Origin of the sequence: Shewanella sp. 10N.286.51.B8, from assembly GCF_041469325.1 — a bacterium.
Taxonomy (GTDB): domain Bacteria; phylum Pseudomonadota; class Gammaproteobacteria; order Enterobacterales; family Shewanellaceae; genus Shewanella.
In genome coordinates this window covers 26834-43654 of record NZ_JBFRKG010000049.1, presented here as the reverse complement: position 1 = coordinate 43654, position 16821 = coordinate 26834, and the positions used below count along the sequence as shown (strand labels likewise).

The window sequence follows — 16821 nt, the reverse complement described above, 5'->3', positions numbered from 1 at the left end:
AATGATAAATCAACCATGCTGAGTAAAAAGCTGCCATTGTTGCAGCGCTTTTAGGTTAATTAAGCGAGTTATAGATGTAAATTAAAAACATCATGACTGATAACAGTCTTTTCCCATCTCAGTTACTTTCAATTGCCTAGTTCAAAGTTATGCAGGCGTGGTGAGTTTTTATATTTGTATTTGCAGTCTTTTTTGATATAACTCCCCCTTGGTATATAGTACTTAAGCACTCATTAAACTAGTGCTTAAGTATACATTCTTTTATACGTATATTAATACGTGCAGTAGGGCGGACACGAGATTGCTTTCAGCTCAAATGGATAAGCTACAAACGCTGGTTGGTAAAGCGCAAAACTTACCCACATTACATCGGAAATTATTGCTAGCAAGCGTGTTTATTGTCGCGGCGGCATTACTGTGGCCAACCCCGCAAGAATTTGCCTCACAGCGGATCCCTGTTGCCCTTGATATCGAAGCCTTGATCCCACAGGTAGCCAATCATACTCCGGTTGAAATTAGTGAGCCGGTTGCGCCGACATTTGAACGTATTATTGAGCAAGGTGACACCTTAAGTCAGTTATTTGAAATAGCTGGTATTGGTCAACAGACCATGTACAAAGTGCTTGAAGCTGATTTAAATGTACTGGCATTAGATACATTATCGCCGGGTAATCGTATTCGATTTTGGCAAGACGAAAAGCAAAAACTAACCAAACTAGAGTTGTATTTTAATCCAGCTTACCAAGTGGTATTTAGCCGTTTTGACGATGGCAGTTACGAGGTTAATGAGGTCAATATAGAAGGCATTTGGCAAAACCGCATTATTAGTGGGGATATCAATGGCTCATTTTATTTATCGGCCCAGCGCTCAGGTTTAACTGCAGCGCAAATACAAACCATAGAAACGCTACTTTCAAGCAAGCTAAATTTCTCCCGTGATTTGCGTGCAGGTGATCAATTTTCAGTATTAATGAATGATCAATTTATTGAAGGCGTATCCACCGGAGCCAGTAAATTAGAAGCGGTGCGTATTGAAACCAGAGGTAGAAATATTAGCGCCTTTCAAAATGTGGATGGTAATTTTTATGATGACAAAGGCCAAGGTCTAGCCAGTGCCTTTCAGCGAATACCGCTGGAAAGGCAGTATCGCTTATCTTCACATTTCAATCCGACCCGTAAGCACCCTGTTACTGGTAGAACCTCGCCACATAACGGTACTGACTTTGCCACTCCTACTGGCACCAGAGTGGTAGCGCCGGGGGATGGTGTGGTGTCAATGGTCACTAATCATCGCTTTGCAGGCAAGTATATTGTGATTGAACACGACAATAATGTTAGAACCCGCTATTTGCATATGTCGAAGTTCTTGGTCAGAAAAGGCCAGCGGGTTAAACGCGGGCAGGTGATTGGCTTATCAGGCAGCACAGGTCGGGTGACGGGACCACATTTACATTATGAGTTTCATGTTAATGGTCGCCCAGTTAACCCAATGAAGGTGAGTATCATTGAAGCCTCGGTATTGCCTAAAAAGCAAATGAACGCCTTTAAGCAACTGGTGAAAACCAAACAAATGATGATGGATTTAGGTTAACCCATTTAATCTTTTTATCGTTAAATTAAAACCACTTTTAATTCGTTTGAAAGTGGTTTTTTATTTGCGCCATTTGGTTTCTGAGTGATTTGATTTACCAAGGTTACATTGATCGCATAACACTTGTAGGTTATCGATATCGAGCGCAAGTTCAGGATATTTGGAGCGAGGTTTGATGTGGTCAACGTGCATGACTGCGCCATGTTGTGGGCTAGTGCCGCAGCACTGACAAACTGAGCCGTACTTTTCAAAAGCGTTTAGACGCAGGCTTAACCATTTTTGAGATGAATAAAAAGATACCGATTTGGGTTCTTCAAATGGGATTAACTCCCAATCATTAAATTCGCATGGCGCCAGATCGGGTCCCATCAAACCCACCGAAAACCCTTTAAGTTGATTATCCTTAAGCCAATTACGAATGGCTTTCATGGCTGCTTTTTCGGTTTTGTATTTTCGAGTGCGACGATTGTCGCCCCTAAAGCTTGCTACATACATTAATACCCTCCTAAGAAAATAGGTTTATGAATATCTTAAGCTTAATAAGGGGCTTTTCCTAGCTCAATACAGGTCAGTAATAAGCGTAAGTCGAATTCCAGCTGGTGGTAATCGCTGGTCATATATTCGCACAGTTGATAAAAAGCTTTGTTGTGATCTTTTTCTTTAAGGTGGGCTAATTCGTGCACCACCACCATTCTCAGTAATGGCTCAGGCACATGGCGTAGTCGTGATGAAATTCGAATTTCATTCTTAGCTTTGACCTTACTGCCTTGTACGCGATTGGCGTAGGTATGTAGGCCTAAGGCTTGATGACTGAGGGTGATTTTGTCGTCAAAAACCACTTTAGAAAGCGGCGCAGACTGTTTTAAGAATTGCTGTTTAAACACCATGGTGTAGTCATAAAGCGCTTTATCAGTGCGTATATCGTGCACACTTGGGTAACGCTTTAATAGCACGGCAGCTAAGCTGTCATTGGCAATATAGCCTTTTACCTGTTCGATGGTTTGGGCTGAATAACCGGCAATGTATTTAAGCTGGGCTGTTTGCTGTTTTTTGGCCTTTACCTCATCACTGGTTACCAGGCTTGCTAGGGCTTGCTTAGCCGCCAGTTTAGTCGCTGTAGCTTGATTAACCGCTTTTACCGTCATTTGCGGCGGCGCACTTGGTCTGACTTTTTTTGATGTAACAGGAGTGGAAAATGAGGCGGATTTTCTTGAATTCATAGGGATATTTATTGCTTACTTTAAGCTTATCAGTAAGCTGCTTTTACCCACAAACAGGCCATAAAGCAGCTTACTCACAAGAAAATCTAATTCAAACTGAGTTAGATTTTGCCATACATGTGGCGGTTTTGCTGAGCGTATGCGGCTTCAAAAGCAGGTAATTGCACACGTTTAAGCTCAAGGGTATCAAGATCGGCTTGTGGCGGATTACGCTTTAGCTCTTCTTTGATAGTCACTGGGCTAATAATCGCTACTGGTAATTCAGTAATTTGAATTGCTGCTTCAAGTTTAAAGCTAGTAGCAGAGCCGGAGAACTTGCCTTTTTGTTCACGTTCAATAATCACGATTTCATCAACTTTGTAATCTTCCATTAATTTATGGAAAGCAAAATGAAATTCACGAATTGATTCTGTTTCAACAGATTTTGAAATGCTGAACGAGATTTGACGACATTCCGGTACGTTGAATGACTCTTTCTCATAATTTAATAAGCTGATGATGGCTTCGCCACCTTTTAATTCTACACCACAAATCTTCATGTTATACCTTACTTAGAGCGAGTTTATTTGGCATGTTGTTGAGCTGTGCTCAAATATGTTCATGCTGTCAAAATTACGGTTATTCTTCGTCACTGACAATTGAATCATCTGTTTCGATAATTTTTGCTGGTTTTGCTTTACGGCGCATTGGTGCGTCACCAATATCAATACCGGTGGCAAAGCGCTTGTCGCGTTTAGGTGCCACTTTTGGCTTCTTGCTAGCGACACGCTTGGCATTACCTGTATTGGCATCAGCTGATTTTGCATTGGCGCTTGATGCCTTAGGCTTGTCTCTTAAGCCTTTAAATTTAGCTTCAAGGCCTGCGATAGTTGAGAAGTCAAAGTTCTTACGTAAGAACACCTGTACTTTCTTAAAGCTATCCCAGTCTTTCGGGCCTACTAATGAAATAGCATCGCCTTTAGCGCCTGCGCGGCCAGTACGGCCAATACGGTGAACATATTCTTCTGCAAACTTTGGCATGTCAAAGTTAATTACTAATGACACATTTAATAAGTCTAACCCGCGAGAAGCAACATCTGTGGTGACTAAAATCTTTTGTTGGCCACGGCTGAATTTGTCCATAATTTGATTACGTGCTGACTGACTTAAGTCACCACTGAGCGCAGCGGTTTCTAGCCCTTCAGCAGACAATAGTTTGGCGAGTCTGTCAGTGTCTGAGCGAGTTGCAGTAAAAATGATCACTTGCTTGTGTTGCTCATGTTTTAAAATATGCTGCAGCAGGGCTTGTTTGTGATCAAGGTGGTCAACTAAAAAGATGCGCTGAACAATATCTTTATGCTCTGCATGCGATGCGCCAATAGCCACATGGCTAGGGGTCTTTAATAATGTTGCGGCGATATCATTGATGTCATCGTGATCTAATGTCGCTGAAAACATCAAGGTTTGTCTGCGCTTATGATCTGCAGCGTCATTAATGGCTTTAAGTTGTGGCGCAAAACCAAGATCTAACATGCGATCGGCTTCATCAAGTACCAGTAACTCTAAGCCATTTAGGTATAAGTGGCGCTGTTGAAGATGATCGGCAATACGCCCAGGTGTTGCCACAATAAAGTGTGGGTCACGAGATAGCGATTTTGCTTGATCGTTAAAGTTCTCGCCACCTAAAATACTAATGGCTTTATATTGGGTATTGGCAACCAGTAAACGTAATTGACCATAGACTTGCTGAGCAAGTTCACGGGTTGGCAATAAAATCAGAACGCGAGGGTCTTTTTTAGAGAGGGCCCTAGTCGATATTACCCGCTGCAAAGCAGGTAATAAAAACGCCAGGGTTTTACCTGAACCGGTTTTAGATGATGCCATTAAATCTTTACCCGCTAGGGCAATTGGCAGGGCTTGCTGCTGAATTTCTGTTGGCTCAGAAATGCCCATATGCTTTAGACTGTCTAGTAAGCGTTTATCTAAAGAAAAATCGGTAAATAACAAAGGTAAATCCCCTAAAAAATGATAGCCAGATATTATAACGTGTAAGCGACTTGATAGCCAACAGCTTAAGCGTAAGATAAGCTACTTAGGTGTGCAAAAATGGTTAAGGGTTTGGTAAATGTCTAAGGCTTCAAAAGAAAATAAATCATCACTTCGTGTTGGGATCGCCCTCGGTAGTGGCGCGGCTAAGGGCTGGGCTCATATTGGGGTGATAAAAGAGCTGGCCGCCATGGGGATCCACCCTGAAAAGATTGCTGGCTGCTCTGTTGGGGCTCTGGTGGGCGCAGCTTATGCTAATGATCATTTAGAAGAGTTACATGAGTGGGTGAGTGGGTTTTCTAGTTGGGATGTTTTAGGCTTAATGGATTTAAGCTGGCGCAAAGGTGGCTTAATCAGTGGTGAAAAAGTATTTGATGTTTTAGCTGGTCGAATAGGCGATCTAAAAATAGAGCAATTGCAAAAGCCGTTTGCGGCAGTGGCGACCGATTTATATTCTGGCCAAGAAATTTGGTTCAAAGAAGGCGATTTACGTCATGCGGTAAGAGCCTCGTGTTCAATGCCGGGCTTTTTACCCCCAGTACAATTGCATGATCGCTGGTTAGTGGATGGCGCAGTGGTAAACCCTGTGCCAGTGTCAATGTGCCGCACCATGGACGTTGATGTAGTGATTGCAGTGGACTTAAATGGTCACCGCCGTAATAGTATGCATATGTTGCCTCAACAAATGACCAGCTGTGCGCCCACTGAAATTGAAAAGCAATTAGTGGCCAAAGAGCCAGAGTCGGCGTTTATGGATCTGCTAGGTAAAGGTAAAGAGTATATAAATAGTTTTTCAGAAAAGTTTTCCACAAGCACGAAATCTCACCCTGGGATGATTGCGGTGATGTCGCAATCAATGGATATTTTAGAGCAGCGCCATAAACGCGCCAGATTAATGGGCGATCCACCGGATGTGTGTTTAGTGCCACAGCTTGCTGATATCGGTACCATGGAGTTTCATCGTGCTGATGAAGCGATAGAAGCAGGCCGTCAATCTGTGCGCCAATCTGCGCATTTAATTTATGCAGCCCTTGGTATTAGCCCAAATGATTAACGCCAATTAAAGCGCTTTGCTTTAATCATACTGATTTTTAACGGTTGAAATGACCTGTTTAAGCATCAATATACCAGTATAAATCTGTGATAACTATTTGTATAAATCTGCGATAACTATTCGTATAAGCCTGCAATTACCAGTTTAAATCTGTAATAAATAGCAATCTATTTATAGGCGTTTCAGCACTCAGTAGCTGCTTTTTATAACCTGGTCAAGTTCAACTTTTCTAAATAGTGTTGAGCTTGGCAGTAATTTTTTTCATTTTGTTCCCCTTCATCAAAACATGATCTAGATCATGGATTTTTAGTGCCTATTATTGCTTAATGCACCATATATTGTGTTTGTTGATAATTATGTGTGGATATATAGTGTTTATATCCTGTGCATAAAAGGAGTAAAAGTAATGCCTGTAGTAATTAAAAGGGACGGTTGTCGTACTCTATTTGATGAGTCGCGGATCAAGGATGCCATTGTTGCAGCAATGGAAACTGCTACAGGTAGTGCTGATGAAGACTATGCTTCAACAGTCGCTTGTGTGATTAGAGATCAAGTTGCTAACGATGAAGAAGTTGAGATCCATCATTTACAAGCTTTAGTTGAAAACTTATTAATGGAAGGTCCTCATAAAGAGGTTGCGCGTCATTATATTGAGTATCGTCACGACCGTGATATTTGCCGTGAAGCCAAAAGTAAATTGAACTGCGAAATTCGTGGTTTGGTTGAACAAAGCGACGCGTCGATTTTAAATGAAAATGCCAATAAAGACGCTAAAGTTATTCCAACTCAACGGGATTTACTTGCTGGCATCGTGGCCAAACATTATGCCAAGTCGCATCTATTGCCAAAAGATATTGTTGCTGCACATGAGTCAGGTCAACTGCATTATCACGACTTAGACTATGCACCATTCTTCCCAATGTTTAACTGCATGCTAATTGATTTAGCTGGCATGTTAACCCATGGTTTTAAAATGGGTAACGCTGAAATTGACACCCCTAAATCAATTTCAACTGCGACTGCAGTAACTGCGCAAATTATTGCCCAAGTGGCTAGCCATATCTATGGCGGCACCACCATTAACCGCATTGATGAAGTATTAGCTGAGTTCGTTCAAAAGAGCTATCAAAAGCAGTTGGTTATCGGTAAAGAGTGGGGCGTAGCAGATGTTGAAGCCTTTGCCATGGCGCAAACTGAAAAAGAATGTTACGACGCATTCCAGTCTTTAGAATATGAAGTAAATACCCTTCATACCGCCAATGGTCAAACGCCATTTGTGACCTTTGGTTTTGGCTTAGGCTCGTGCTGGGAAGCGCGTTTAATTCAAAAGTCGATTCTTAAAGTACGTATGGCAGGTCTAGGTAAAAACCGTAAAACAGCGGTATTCCCAAAACTGGTTTTTGCTATTCGTGATGGCCTAAATCATAAAGCTGCTGATGCTAACTACGATGTGAAGAAGTTAGCATTAGAGTGTGCCACCATGCGCATGTATCCAGATATTCTTAATTATGAACAAGTTGAACGCGTTACTGGTTCATTTAAAACGCCAATGGGTTGTCGTTCATTCTTAGGAACTTATGAAGAAAATGGTGAGTTAATTCATGAAGGGCGTAACAACTTAGGTGTTGTCAGCTTAAACTTACCTAGAATCGCCATTGAAGCCAAGGGCGACGAAACCGCTTTCTTTGCCTTATTAGAACAGAGAATGACACTCGCTCGTAAAGCACTCGATACCCGTATTGCCCGCTTAGTGGGTGTAAAAGCGCGTGTTGCACCAATCCTATATATGGAAGGTGCTTGTGGTGTTCGTTTAAATGCAGATGATGATGTGTCTGAAATCTTTAAAAATGGCCGCGCGTCAATCTCATTAGGCTACATTGGCTTACATGAAACCATTAATGCACTTTATGGTACTGATGAGCACGTGTTTGATAGCGAGCTGTTACGCACTAAAGCCATTGAAATTATCTCAGTGATGAAGCGCGCGACTGAAGCGTGGAAACAAGAAACAGGTTATGGCTTTAGCCTATACAGCACCCCAAGTGAAAACTTATGTAGTCGTTTTTGCCAGCTAGATGCCAAAGAGTTTGGTGTGGTTGCAGGGGTTACTGATAAAGGTTACTACACTAACAGTTTCCATTTAGACGTCGAAAAGAAAGTCAATCCATACGATAAAATTGAGTTTGAATTACCGTACCCAGAAATCACCAATGGTGGCTTTATTTGTTACGGTGAGTTCCCGAACATGCAGCACAATATTGAAGCATTAGAAAACGTCTGGGATTACAGTTACACCAGAGTGCCTTATTACGGTACCAATACCCCAATCGATGAATGTTATGACTGTGGTTACGTTGGTGAGTTTAACTGTACCAGTAAAGGTTTTGTGTGCCCTAAATGTGGCAACCATGAGCCAAGCCGTGTGTCGGTAACCCGTCGTGTATGTGGTTATCTAGGCAGCCCTGATGCAAGACCATTTAACTATGGTAAGCAAGAAGAAGTTAAACGCCGCATTAAGCATTTATAAATAGCAAATTCATGAAGTTAGCAAAGCTAATTCCGTGATTAACCCAACAAGGCGCTTTAAGCGCCTTGTTTTGGTTTGGCCTTAGTGATGCAAATAGGTTTACAGCGTGAGTGTTTACGCGACAATGAGCAGTAAGAGAAGTGATTATGAATTACCATCAGTATTTTCCTATCGATGTGATCAACGGCCCAGGTACCCGCGCGACCTTGTTTGTTTCAGGTTGTGAGCATCAATGCCGTGGTTGTTATAATCAGTCTACTTGGGATCCTCGTTCAGGCCATGAATTTAGCCAAATGATGGAAGATCAAATTATTGCTGATTTAAATGATACTCGTATTAAGCGCCGTGGTTTATCACTTTCTGGTGGCGACCCATTATTCCCAGCTAATCTCGACAGCATTTTGTCTTTGGTTAAACGGGTAAAACAACAATGCCCAGATAAAGACATTTGGCTATGGAGTGGCTACAAGCTCGATCAAATGTCCCTCAAACAACTGCAAGTATTAGACTATGTAGATGTGTTAGTGGATGGCAAGTTCGAGCAAGATTTAGCGGATCCCAGTTTGAAGTGGCGTGGTAGCAGTAATCAAATTATTCATGATTTAGTTCAAATAGATTAACCATAAGCTGCTGTGGATAATGTGTTTCGTCTAACGAACTGTTATACTTCGCCTCCGTAAACGTGTTGGATTGATACAAGTGCTGTGTTTGAGCATGTTATTGTGTCAGTGGCACAATGTTGAAATTTAAGGTAACACAATGAATTTAAAAGAAGAACTGCAAGCATTAAACGATAAAGCAGAAAAGTTTCGCCGTAAACTTGCTGCTGCACAAGCCCGTGAAGATAAAGCGGTTATCATGCAGTTTAAAAAAGAGATCGCGACAGTAACAAAACGTATTGCAAGTTTGAAAAATCAGCAATCACGTCAATTAAACAAAGCCGGTAAAGATGTAAAAGAACTAAAATTTAGTCGTGTGCTGACCAAAGCGGAACAAGCAGACATGGGTAAATTAAAAAAATCAGTTAAAGGATTAGTTGTTGTACATCCAATGACTGCGCTTGGCCGCGAAATGAATATTAAAGCAGTAACTGGTTTTGCCCCAGCAAAATTCTAATCCAGTTTATCCCTATTAGTTATGACGTAAGTCAGTTGCATGGATGATGAGACTCATAAATTGAGCGTTGTCTGAAAGGTTGGTCAATGTCGATTAAATATATCGCCACTTCTAAGTTACCTACGCCTTGGGGCGTATTTGCAATGCATGGTTTTGAAGATACCGAAACCGGTAAAGAACATGTTGCGCTAACGTTTGGTGAGCTAAATGCTAATGAGCCAATGTTAGGTCGTATTCACTCTGAATGTTTAACCGGTGATGCCTTGTTTAGTTTGCGTTGTGATTGTGGTTTTCAGCTGCAAACTGCAATGCAAAATATTGCTGAATTAGGCCAAGGTTTTATTCTTTATTTAAGACAAGAAGGCCGTGGCATTGGTTTACTGAATAAAATCCGAGCCTACGAACTGCAAGATCAAGGTGCCAATACTGTTGAAGCTAACGAACGTTTAGGTTTTGAAGCTGATATGCGTAAGTACGATATGATTGAACCTATGTTAGCTCAAATTGGTGTTAGCAAAGTGAAGTTAATGACCAATAATCCACGTAAAGTGAAGGCCATGCAGGCAGTTGGCATTGAAGTGAGCGAAAGAGTTCCATTGCAAGTGGGCAAAAACCGTTACAATGAAGCATATTTAAAAACCAAATCAACCGAGTTAGGTCATATGATGACAGAACACCATTTTATTGATGACAATAAATAACAGTTGACGAAATAGCGTAGATTAAATCATGTTACTGAGTTGGTTTACTGGTTTTAAAGCAAATCAATTTCCATTATATAAAAGCGCTGTAATAGCTATTGCAGCGTTTTTTGTTGTTCAACCTTGTCAGGCTCAATTTGATGCTGACAACCCCGATCTTTCCCATTATGCTTTTGCAAATTATATTGGCAGCGGGATTTATCGCGCTTCTGGCCAGAGCGCTGCAGTGGCCAATATTCCTTTCGCATTTGATATTGAACAGGCCGATGATCACCTGCTGACCCTAAGGTTGCCAGTTTCATTGGGCTTTTTTAATTACTCTTTTAGTGACTTGCCAGAAGGTGAACTACCCGATGGTGTCGGCACTATGACCATAACCCCAGGGATTGAGTACAAATGGTTTTATGACGAGCAGCTCACCCTAGAAACCTATTTAGATTTGGGCTACGGGCATAACTTTTCAAATTCCAGTAATGTGGGGATTTTCTCTACTGGTTTTTCAGCGTTATATGAATTGGCACAACCCAAATATAATCCGGTGTGGGTTAACCGAATTTATTATGCTGGCTATAAAAGCAGTATCAATGACAGCTCTGATGGCTATTCTGTATTGCAATCTGGCATTGATTTTGGCTTAAATCAACGCTGGGATTGGGGTGAGTATACCGTTGAGCCACGCTTGTTTGTAGCGGGGCGCTGGTATTTCGATAAACTTAAGTTTGTTACCCCAGTGCAAGAAAATGTGCTTACGCAATATTCCTATGAAGTGGGAGTGACATTAGCCTTGTCTAAGCCGTTAGGTTGGGGATGGTTCAGTACAGACCGATTTGGTATGAGTTATCAAACTGATGGGGAGTTACAGGTGTGGCGATTAATTTTTGAATTCCCTATGTAGTTTCATCGGTTACAAAAAAGCCTGATGGTTTAACTAAACTATCAGGCTTTTTTGTACTATTTACCGAATAAACAGGTAGTTAGAGGTTTGTTTCAGACCGCTTGTTTATCAATGGTGTTTATTTGCCCCAAATATCAGCATTAACACCTGCAGTGCATTTATTATTTTGCGCTTTGGACACAGGTTTGGCACCCGAGCCTTGATGAGCCTTTGTCGTTGATTTTGCTGCATCATAAACTTTAGGAGCAGGCAAAGGCAGCTTGTTGGTTTTTAGCCATAAGTATTCAACTTTATCACGGGCCCATTCGGTTTTTCTTAAAAACTTGAGGCTGGATTTAACACTTGGATTATCTTGAAAACAGCGAATATTAATGCGGCTGCCTAATTCTTCCCAGCCATACTTTTCCACTAATTCAGTGACAATAGTTTCTAATTTAATTCCATGAAGAGGATTGTTTGCTTGAGTCATGTACGCAGCTTAATTTACCAATTTGCCGACATTATAACATTGGCTTGCTGATGACGTTAGTGCTGAAATGTTTCAGTGCTAAGTTAACCACACTGAAACTTCAGCATATCAGACCTAAAACTCGAAGCTATTATCTGGTGGAATGGCAAAAAGCTCTTCGGCTATGGCGCGAATTTCTACTGCTGCTTTACCTTCAGGGTCAATCTCAAGCACTGACGAGCCACTTTCTTCGCTGTCATCATAAATATTACGATTGAAGGTAATGGCATTTAGCGCTTTTAAGCCAAATGATTGCACTACTTCCTTGGCCTCTAAAATACGCTTAAATTGCGATGGCAGAGCAGGGCATTGACTGACGACTATTGCAGCCACCATTTTTGGGTTGACCATTTTACAGGTGCTTAGCATGTCCTCCATGTGTGGAAGCGTTTTTAAATCACGTCTTTTGGGCCTAAGCGGAATGAGTACGTAAGTGGCGACTGACATCGCTGCGCGCATGGCAAGGTTATCTTGACCACCGCAATCGACAATAACGTATTCAAAGCGCTCATTAAGACTAAGTAAGTCATTACGGATTTTGCCGTATAATTGAATGCAATTAATGGGTTTTAAACTGGGGTGTTCATTTCTGGCTTGGATCCAATCTGAGGTGGTTTTTTGCGGGTCACAATCAACCATCAATACACTGGCATTGAAGGTTTCGGTTACATATACAGCGAGGTTTTGCGCTAAACAACTTTTGCCACTACCACCTTTTTCGCCGCCGACTAATATAATCATAGTATCACCTTAATGTTAAAGATATTGCACTGCTTTAAGCGTTTAAAGCAACTGCATGGCAATATGATAACTCTGTGGATTTGACTCAAGGCAACGACATACTTGGCCTTTGATGGTATTTTGTTTGTCAGTGTTATGGTTGAAGGTGACTGCGATTAAGTCGCCTAAGGCAAACGGCGCTTTATAGTCGATTAAAATTCCTTTACGGGCTAAATCGATACAAATGCCAGCATCTTCCTGGGGCTGGCCATTAGCGTCAATCCAATGCAATAAAACTCGCTCGGCTTCCATATCGACTCTTAAAGAAGCTCTTTTTTCTTCAAACCCTATAGGCTCATTTGACATAACCTTATCGCTCCCTGTTTGCTTAATCCATCATAAGTATTAGTCATTATTAGTGATAGTAATCAACATCGTTAAAAAAAGCGATAAGTAAGTCACTTATCGCTTTATTTGTTGATATAAATTAACAAAGGTGTCTACTCTGTGAGCTTAGTCGAAATCTTTGCTTTTAGGGTAGGGCAGTTTCAGTTGTCCCCAGCGAATGACAATGACCGTGGCTGCTAGCACAATCGTTGAAACAGAAATCGCCAGTATGCGCCAGTCATCCATATCTTTCATATCAAGAATTAAGTAACGGGCCAGTGCCACAATAGCAATATATAGTGGCATGCGGATAGGTAGCTTACCTGACTCGAGGTAATTGACCACCATGGCTAAGACTTCAAGATAAATGAAGAGTAGTAGCAAATCGGCAAGTTCTACGGTTCTAATATCGAACATATGCATCACCTCTTCGCCAATGGCAAAGACGGTCGCAAGAGAAATAATGAAAAGAACGATATGTTCGACGCCTTTAAGGCTTTTAACACCTATTTGGCGGAGTATAGGGAGTGGCATGATTATTACATCTCTTATTATAAATTTGATTGATAATTCAGTATATTCTGCTAGATGGAATAATACTGAGTGATCTAGTTCAAATAATATAAATTTATCCCAATATCATCACTATTTAGCAGTGCCATTGAAGGCTAAAGAACTGCAGATACAAAAAAGCCGCCATAAAAGGCGGCTTTTGGCGTTAATTGAAATTAGCGTTTTAAGCCTTCATTTAATAAAGGACGCATAATTTTAACTAACTCGGAAGTCACTTTAGGAGAACCTGCAACAATATTACCTGAAGTCATATAGTTATGGTTTCCGGTAAAGTCAGCTACAGTACCGCCAGCTTCACGACAGATTAAGTCGCCTGCTGCGATGTCCCAAGGCTTAAGACCGATTTCAAAGAAACCGTCAAAACGACCCGCGGCAACATAGGCTAAATCAAGTGCTGCTGAACCGGTGCGACGAATGTCTGCACATACAGGGAATACTTCACCTAAGATGTTTAGGTAAGATTCAGTGTGTTGGCGAGCTTTGAACGGGAAACCAGTACCAATAATGGTGCCATCAAGTGTTTTAACATTAGTTACACGTAGACGGAAGTCATTAACTTTAGCGCCTTTACCACGAACGGCAGAGAACAGTTCTTCGCGTACAGGATCGTAAACAACGGCAACTTCAATTTTGCCTTTGTATTGAACAGCGATAGAAACTGCGAAATGAGGGATACCACGAACGAAGTTGTTGGTACCATCCAAAGGATCAACTATCCACACATAATCTTTATTGGTGCCACGGTTTTCACCGTTTTCTTCGCCAACAATCGTATGATCTGGGTAAGATTTACGAATTTGGTATGTAATGGTAGATTCAGCTTCCTTGTCTACACTCGTAACAAAGTCATTTAGACCTTTTGAATCAATCTCAACATTGTCGAGTTCAGTGTAGGCGCGCATAATAGTTTGGCCCGCAGCGCGTGCAGCGCGCGTGGCAATAGTCAGCATCGGATGCATAGCAATCCCCTGGATGTTAAAGAACGAATAAATCAGCGGCATATTATACGCTTTTTGACAGTTATATCAAATGCAGATTTTCATATAACGAATTAATTGCTGCTTGTGTTACTATTCCAAAATAGTTTTTTAAAGAATAAAGTAGTTTCATGCTGAGTAATATACGCGTTGTTTTAGTGGGTACATCACACCCTGGTAATATTGGTTCTACAGCAAGAGCCATGAAAACCATGGGGTTATCAAATTTATATTTGGCTGAACCAAGAGTTGAGCCTGATGGGCAATCTATTGCACTTGCTGCTGGCGCAGCAGATTTAATCCGAGATATCACTATTGTTGATTCTTTAACAGATGCAATCAAAGACTGTAGCTTAGTCATTGCAACCAGTGCCAGAAGTCGTACTTTAGATTGGCCAATGCTAGTGCCAAAAGAAGCAGGTGAAAAACTTGCTCTTGAAGGGATAAAAGGGCCTGTAGCGATTGTCTTTGGTCGTGAGAACCACGGGTTAAGCAATGAGGAATTACAAGAGTGTCATTATCATGTAGCCATACCTGCAAATCCAGAATATAGCTCATTGAACTTGGCGCAAGCGGTACAAATCATTTGTTATGAAACCCGCATGGCCCACCTTGCGTTAGATGAAAAAGCAACGGTTGAAGAAGAATACCCGTTAGCAGAAGACTTACAGCGTTTTTATGTACACCTTGAGTCAACACTAACAAAAACTAACTTCATTATTAAGAATCATCCAGGGCAGATTATGACCAAACTTAAACGTTTATTCGCCCGTGCAAGGGTTGAAACTGCGGAGATGAATATTCTGCGCGGTATTTTGACTTCAATCGATAAAAAAGTCGCGAAATCAGACGAGAACAAAGATTCATAACGTTAACGTATTAAGGATTGTTATATGGGCGTGATTGCGCGACTAAAAGAAGATATTGAATCTATATATCACCGCGATCCCGCGGCGAACAGTAGTTTCGAAATATTAATGAACTACCCTGGTATGCAGGCAATTTGGATCCATCGCATCAGTAACAAGCTTTGGAATGCAAATTGGCGTCTGCTATCTCGATGTTTGTCTACTTTTTCGCGTTGGTTAACAGGGGTCGAAATTCATCCTGGTGCGACTATTGGCCGTCGATTCTTTATCGATCATGGTATGGGCGTTGTGATTGGTGAAACAGCCGAAATTGGTGATGATTGTACGCTTTATCATGGCGTTACCTTAGGTGGCACAACATGGCAAGCGGGAAAACGTCACCCAACACTGCAAAATAATGTGGTGGTTGGTGCTGGGGCACAAATTCTGGGGCCTATTACGATGCATGATGGCGCAAGAGTTGGCTCAAATTCAGTAGTGGTTAAAGATGTTGCTAAAGACACTACTGTAGTGGGTATACCTGGCCGTGTGGTATCAAGTCCTTCAGCGCAATCGAAAGAACAAACTGAGCGTAGAAGCGCCATGGCGAAAAAATACGGCTTTGATGCCTATGCAGTGTCGCCAGACAACCCAGATCCTGTTGCCAGTGCCATTGGGCAAATGCTTGATCATATGCATTTAATGGACTCTAAAGTACAAGAGATTTGCCAAGCGGTGCAAACCATGGGCGGTGAAGTCTGTACTGAAAAGCTACCAGAGTTGAATGTTGACGACTTTACTGAAGCTGAACAAGAAGCGGCTGAAAAACGTACTCAAGAAATTGATAAGTTTGACCCGATTATATAATCAGTAGACTTGAAAATGACACAATCGACACCTACTTATCTGGGTGTCGATTTTTTATTTCTGTACTGCAAATTTTAACAACTGAAGCATTTTTGTAAAAGTAGGACGAATTTATCACAAATTAGGGCTTTTAATGGCTCGCTGGCATTGAATCTTGCACTATAAAAAGGTTAAATAGCCCTGCAAATTTTAAGACCTAAATTGTTAGATGTGAACGAGAGATAATACTTGAGTAAATTACTTGGTTAAATACTTGACTAAAATACTCGGGTATGGTGAAATTGCTCTATGGTTTATGGGAGCAAATAACGTTATGAAACTGACATCAAAAGGTCGCTACGCAGTGACAGCTATGCTGGATGTTGCAATTCACTCAGCTACCGGGCCAGTTCCCTTAGCGGATATTTCTGAGAGACAGGGGATATCGCTTTCCTATCTTGAGCAACTTTTCGCCAAGCTTCGTAAACATGGTCTTGTATCAAGCGTGCGTGGTCCTGGTGGCGGTTATCGCCTAGGCCAAGAAGCCAATGATATCTCTGTAGGCATGGTTGTCCATGCTGTTGACGAGTCTGTCGATGCGACTCGTTGTCAGGGAAAAGGGAACTGCCAAAGTGGCACCCGCTGTCTAACCCATTCGCTATGGGGTGACTTAAGTAAACAAATTTCAGATTTCTTAGATGGCATTACACTTGCTGGATTGATGCACAAACGAGATGTTCAATTTATCTCACTAAAGCAAGATGAAATGCAGAATGAACATAGAGTTAGTTTATAATTTCCTGTTCATATATTGATAACTATTTATATGTACG

The 16821-nt window shown here is 41.4% G+C and carries 19 protein-coding genes; 10 read left to right on the top strand and 9 right to left on the bottom strand.

Annotated features, from left to right (window positions below; translation table 11 throughout):
• Positions 1 to 316 precede the first annotated feature (316 nt).
• Complete coding sequence (locus tag AB4160_RS17110) at positions 317 to 1591, top strand: peptidoglycan DD-metalloendopeptidase family protein (protein ID WP_372005664.1); 1275 nt, start codon at positions 317 to 319, stop codon at positions 1589 to 1591.
• A 60-nt stretch (positions 1592 to 1651) separates the two neighbouring features.
• Here the strand turns inward: AB4160_RS17110 and AB4160_RS17105 are convergent, their stop codons facing one another.
• The 4 genes from AB4160_RS17105 to AB4160_RS17090 form a co-directional block, all read right to left on the bottom strand.
• Positions 1652 to 2086 carry an HNH endonuclease gene (locus AB4160_RS17105; RefSeq protein WP_102440406.1) on the bottom strand — a complete coding sequence of 145 codons (435 nt, stop codon included), beginning with the start codon at positions 2084 to 2086 and terminating at the stop codon, positions 1652 to 1654.
• Between the two features lie 41 nt (positions 2087 to 2127).
• Entirely contained in the window at positions 2128 to 2811 is a 684-nt protein-coding gene (locus AB4160_RS17100; RefSeq protein ID WP_102440405.1) for a M48 family metallopeptidase, read from the bottom strand.
• A 101-nt stretch (positions 2812 to 2912) separates the two neighbouring features.
• Complete coding sequence (locus tag AB4160_RS17095; RefSeq protein ID WP_102440404.1) at positions 2913 to 3350, bottom strand: DUF3010 family protein; 438 nt, start codon at positions 3348 to 3350, stop codon at positions 2913 to 2915.
• Positions 3351 to 3429: 79 nt separating this feature from the next.
• Complete coding sequence (locus AB4160_RS17090; RefSeq protein WP_102476081.1) at positions 3430 to 4797, bottom strand: DEAD/DEAH box helicase; 1368 nt, start codon at positions 4795 to 4797, stop codon at positions 3430 to 3432.
• 118 nt (positions 4798 to 4915) lie between these two features.
• Here AB4160_RS17090 and rssA point away from each other — a divergent pair, with 118 nt between their 5' ends.
• The 6 genes from rssA to AB4160_RS17060 all read left to right on the top strand — a co-directional run bounded on the left by rssA (position 4916) and on the right by AB4160_RS17060 (position 11129).
• Complete coding sequence (gene rssA, locus AB4160_RS17085; RefSeq protein WP_102476082.1) at positions 4916 to 5890, top strand: patatin-like phospholipase RssA; 975 nt, start codon at positions 4916 to 4918, stop codon at positions 5888 to 5890.
• A gap of 406 nt (positions 5891 to 6296) precedes the next feature.
• Positions 6297 to 8417 carry an anaerobic ribonucleoside-triphosphate reductase gene (gene nrdD / locus AB4160_RS17080; RefSeq protein WP_372005625.1) on the top strand — a complete coding sequence of 707 codons (2121 nt, stop codon included), beginning with the start codon at positions 6297 to 6299 and terminating at the stop codon, positions 8415 to 8417.
• 146 nt (positions 8418 to 8563) lie between these two features.
• Positions 8564 to 9037: an anaerobic ribonucleoside-triphosphate reductase-activating protein gene (gene nrdG / locus AB4160_RS17075; protein ID WP_102440400.1), complete on the top strand. Its 474-nt coding sequence runs from the start codon at positions 8564 to 8566 to the stop codon at positions 9035 to 9037.
• A gap of 139 nt (positions 9038 to 9176) precedes the next feature.
• Entirely contained in the window at positions 9177 to 9533 is a 357-nt protein-coding gene (locus AB4160_RS17070) for a YibL family ribosome-associated protein (RefSeq protein ID WP_076540062.1), read from the top strand.
• Between the two features lie 86 nt (positions 9534 to 9619).
• The gene (ribA, locus tag AB4160_RS17065; protein WP_076540064.1) at positions 9620 to 10234 is read left to right on the top strand and encodes a GTP cyclohydrolase II; all 615 of its coding nucleotides are present in this window, start codon (positions 9620 to 9622) and stop codon (positions 10232 to 10234) included.
• 28 nt (positions 10235 to 10262) lie between these two features.
• A complete protein-coding gene (locus AB4160_RS17060) occupies positions 10263 to 11129 on the top strand; it encodes a hypothetical protein (RefSeq protein ID WP_372005623.1) in 867 nt (288 codons plus the stop codon).
• Between the two features lie 118 nt (positions 11130 to 11247).
• On the opposite strand, the gene AB4160_RS17055 is transcribed toward AB4160_RS17060, so the two are convergent.
• From AB4160_RS17055 to suhB, 5 genes are all read right to left on the bottom strand, one after another.
• Positions 11248 to 11598, bottom strand: a complete 351-nt coding sequence (locus AB4160_RS17055; RefSeq protein WP_102476086.1) for a VF530 family DNA-binding protein — start codon at positions 11596 to 11598, stop codon at positions 11248 to 11250.
• Between the two features lie 114 nt (positions 11599 to 11712).
• Positions 11713 to 12378 (bottom strand): AAA family ATPase, encoded by a 666-nt coding sequence (locus AB4160_RS17050; RefSeq protein WP_102440397.1) that lies wholly within the window; start codon positions 12376 to 12378, stop codon positions 11713 to 11715.
• A gap of 42 nt (positions 12379 to 12420) precedes the next feature.
• Positions 12421 to 12723 (bottom strand): PilZ domain-containing protein, encoded by a 303-nt coding sequence (locus AB4160_RS17045; protein WP_102440396.1) that lies wholly within the window; start codon positions 12721 to 12723, stop codon positions 12421 to 12423.
• A gap of 147 nt (positions 12724 to 12870) precedes the next feature.
• On the bottom strand, positions 12871 to 13278 hold the full coding sequence (locus tag AB4160_RS17040; RefSeq protein ID WP_076540074.1) for a phosphate-starvation-inducible protein PsiE: 408 nt from the start codon (positions 13276 to 13278) through the stop codon (positions 12871 to 12873).
• A 194-nt stretch (positions 13279 to 13472) separates the two neighbouring features.
• The gene (gene suhB / locus AB4160_RS17035) at positions 13473 to 14276 is read right to left on the bottom strand and encodes an inositol-1-monophosphatase (RefSeq protein WP_076542340.1); all 804 of its coding nucleotides are present in this window, start codon (positions 14274 to 14276) and stop codon (positions 13473 to 13475) included.
• 149 nt (positions 14277 to 14425) lie between these two features.
• On the opposite strand from suhB, the gene trmJ reads away from it, so the two are divergent.
• From trmJ to iscR, 3 genes are all read left to right on the top strand, one after another.
• Positions 14426 to 15163, top strand: a complete 738-nt coding sequence (gene trmJ, locus AB4160_RS17030; protein WP_102440394.1) for a tRNA (cytosine(32)/uridine(32)-2'-O)-methyltransferase TrmJ — start codon at positions 14426 to 14428, stop codon at positions 15161 to 15163.
• A gap of 24 nt (positions 15164 to 15187) precedes the next feature.
• Entirely contained in the window at positions 15188 to 16009 is an 822-nt protein-coding gene (gene cysE, locus AB4160_RS17025) for a serine O-acetyltransferase (RefSeq protein WP_102476087.1), read from the top strand.
• Positions 16010 to 16322: 313 nt separating this feature from the next.
• On the top strand, positions 16323 to 16784 hold the full coding sequence (gene iscR, locus AB4160_RS17020; protein ID WP_076542338.1) for a Fe-S cluster assembly transcriptional regulator IscR: 462 nt from the start codon (positions 16323 to 16325) through the stop codon (positions 16782 to 16784).
• Positions 16785 to 16821 lie beyond the last annotated feature (37 nt).

What these genes read in the sequence shown, in the direction of transcription:
- cysE (WP_102476087.1), top strand. Translation starts at nt 15,188, where the DNA reads ATGGGCGTGATTGCGCGACTAAAAGAAGATATTGAATCTATATATCAC.
- nrdG (WP_102440400.1), top strand. Translation starts at nt 8,564, where the DNA reads ATGAATTACCATCAGTATTTTCCTATCGATGTGATCAACGGCCCAGGT.
- trmJ (WP_102440394.1), top strand. Translation starts at nt 14,426, where the DNA reads ATGCTGAGTAATATACGCGTTGTTTTAGTGGGTACATCACACCCTGGT.
- AB4160_RS17095 (WP_102440404.1), bottom strand. Translation starts at nt 3,350, where the DNA reads ATGAAGATTTGTGGTGTAGAATTAAAAGGTGGCGAAGCCATCATCAGC.
- AB4160_RS17105 (WP_102440406.1), bottom strand. Translation starts at nt 2,086, where the DNA reads ATGTATGTAGCAAGCTTTAGGGGCGACAATCGTCGCACTCGAAAATAC.
- rssA (WP_102476082.1), top strand. Translation starts at nt 4,916, where the DNA reads ATGTCTAAGGCTTCAAAAGAAAATAAATCATCACTTCGTGTTGGGATC.
- nrdD (WP_372005625.1), top strand. Translation starts at nt 6,297, where the DNA reads ATGCCTGTAGTAATTAAAAGGGACGGTTGTCGTACTCTATTTGATGAG.
- AB4160_RS17040 (WP_076540074.1), bottom strand. Translation starts at nt 13,278, where the DNA reads ATGCCACTCCCTATACTCCGCCAAATAGGTGTTAAAAGCCTTAAAGGC.
- AB4160_RS17070 (WP_076540062.1), top strand. Translation starts at nt 9,177, where the DNA reads ATGAATTTAAAAGAAGAACTGCAAGCATTAAACGATAAAGCAGAAAAG.
- ribA (WP_076540064.1), top strand. Translation starts at nt 9,620, where the DNA reads ATGTCGATTAAATATATCGCCACTTCTAAGTTACCTACGCCTTGGGGC.
- AB4160_RS17110 (WP_372005664.1), top strand. Translation starts at nt 317, where the DNA reads ATGGATAAGCTACAAACGCTGGTTGGTAAAGCGCAAAACTTACCCACA.
- AB4160_RS17100 (WP_102440405.1), bottom strand. Translation starts at nt 2,811, where the DNA reads ATGAATTCAAGAAAATCCGCCTCATTTTCCACTCCTGTTACATCAAAA.
- AB4160_RS17050 (WP_102440397.1), bottom strand. Translation starts at nt 12,378, where the DNA reads ATGATTATATTAGTCGGCGGCGAAAAAGGTGGTAGTGGCAAAAGTTGT.
- AB4160_RS17055 (WP_102476086.1), bottom strand. Translation starts at nt 11,598, where the DNA reads ATGACTCAAGCAAACAATCCTCTTCATGGAATTAAATTAGAAACTATT.
- AB4160_RS17045 (WP_102440396.1), bottom strand. Translation starts at nt 12,723, where the DNA reads ATGTCAAATGAGCCTATAGGGTTTGAAGAAAAAAGAGCTTCTTTAAGA.
- suhB (WP_076542340.1), bottom strand. Translation starts at nt 14,276, where the DNA reads ATGCATCCGATGCTGACTATTGCCACGCGCGCTGCACGCGCTGCGGGC.
- AB4160_RS17060 (WP_372005623.1), top strand. Translation starts at nt 10,263, where the DNA reads ATGTTACTGAGTTGGTTTACTGGTTTTAAAGCAAATCAATTTCCATTA.
- iscR (WP_076542338.1), top strand. Translation starts at nt 16,323, where the DNA reads ATGAAACTGACATCAAAAGGTCGCTACGCAGTGACAGCTATGCTGGAT.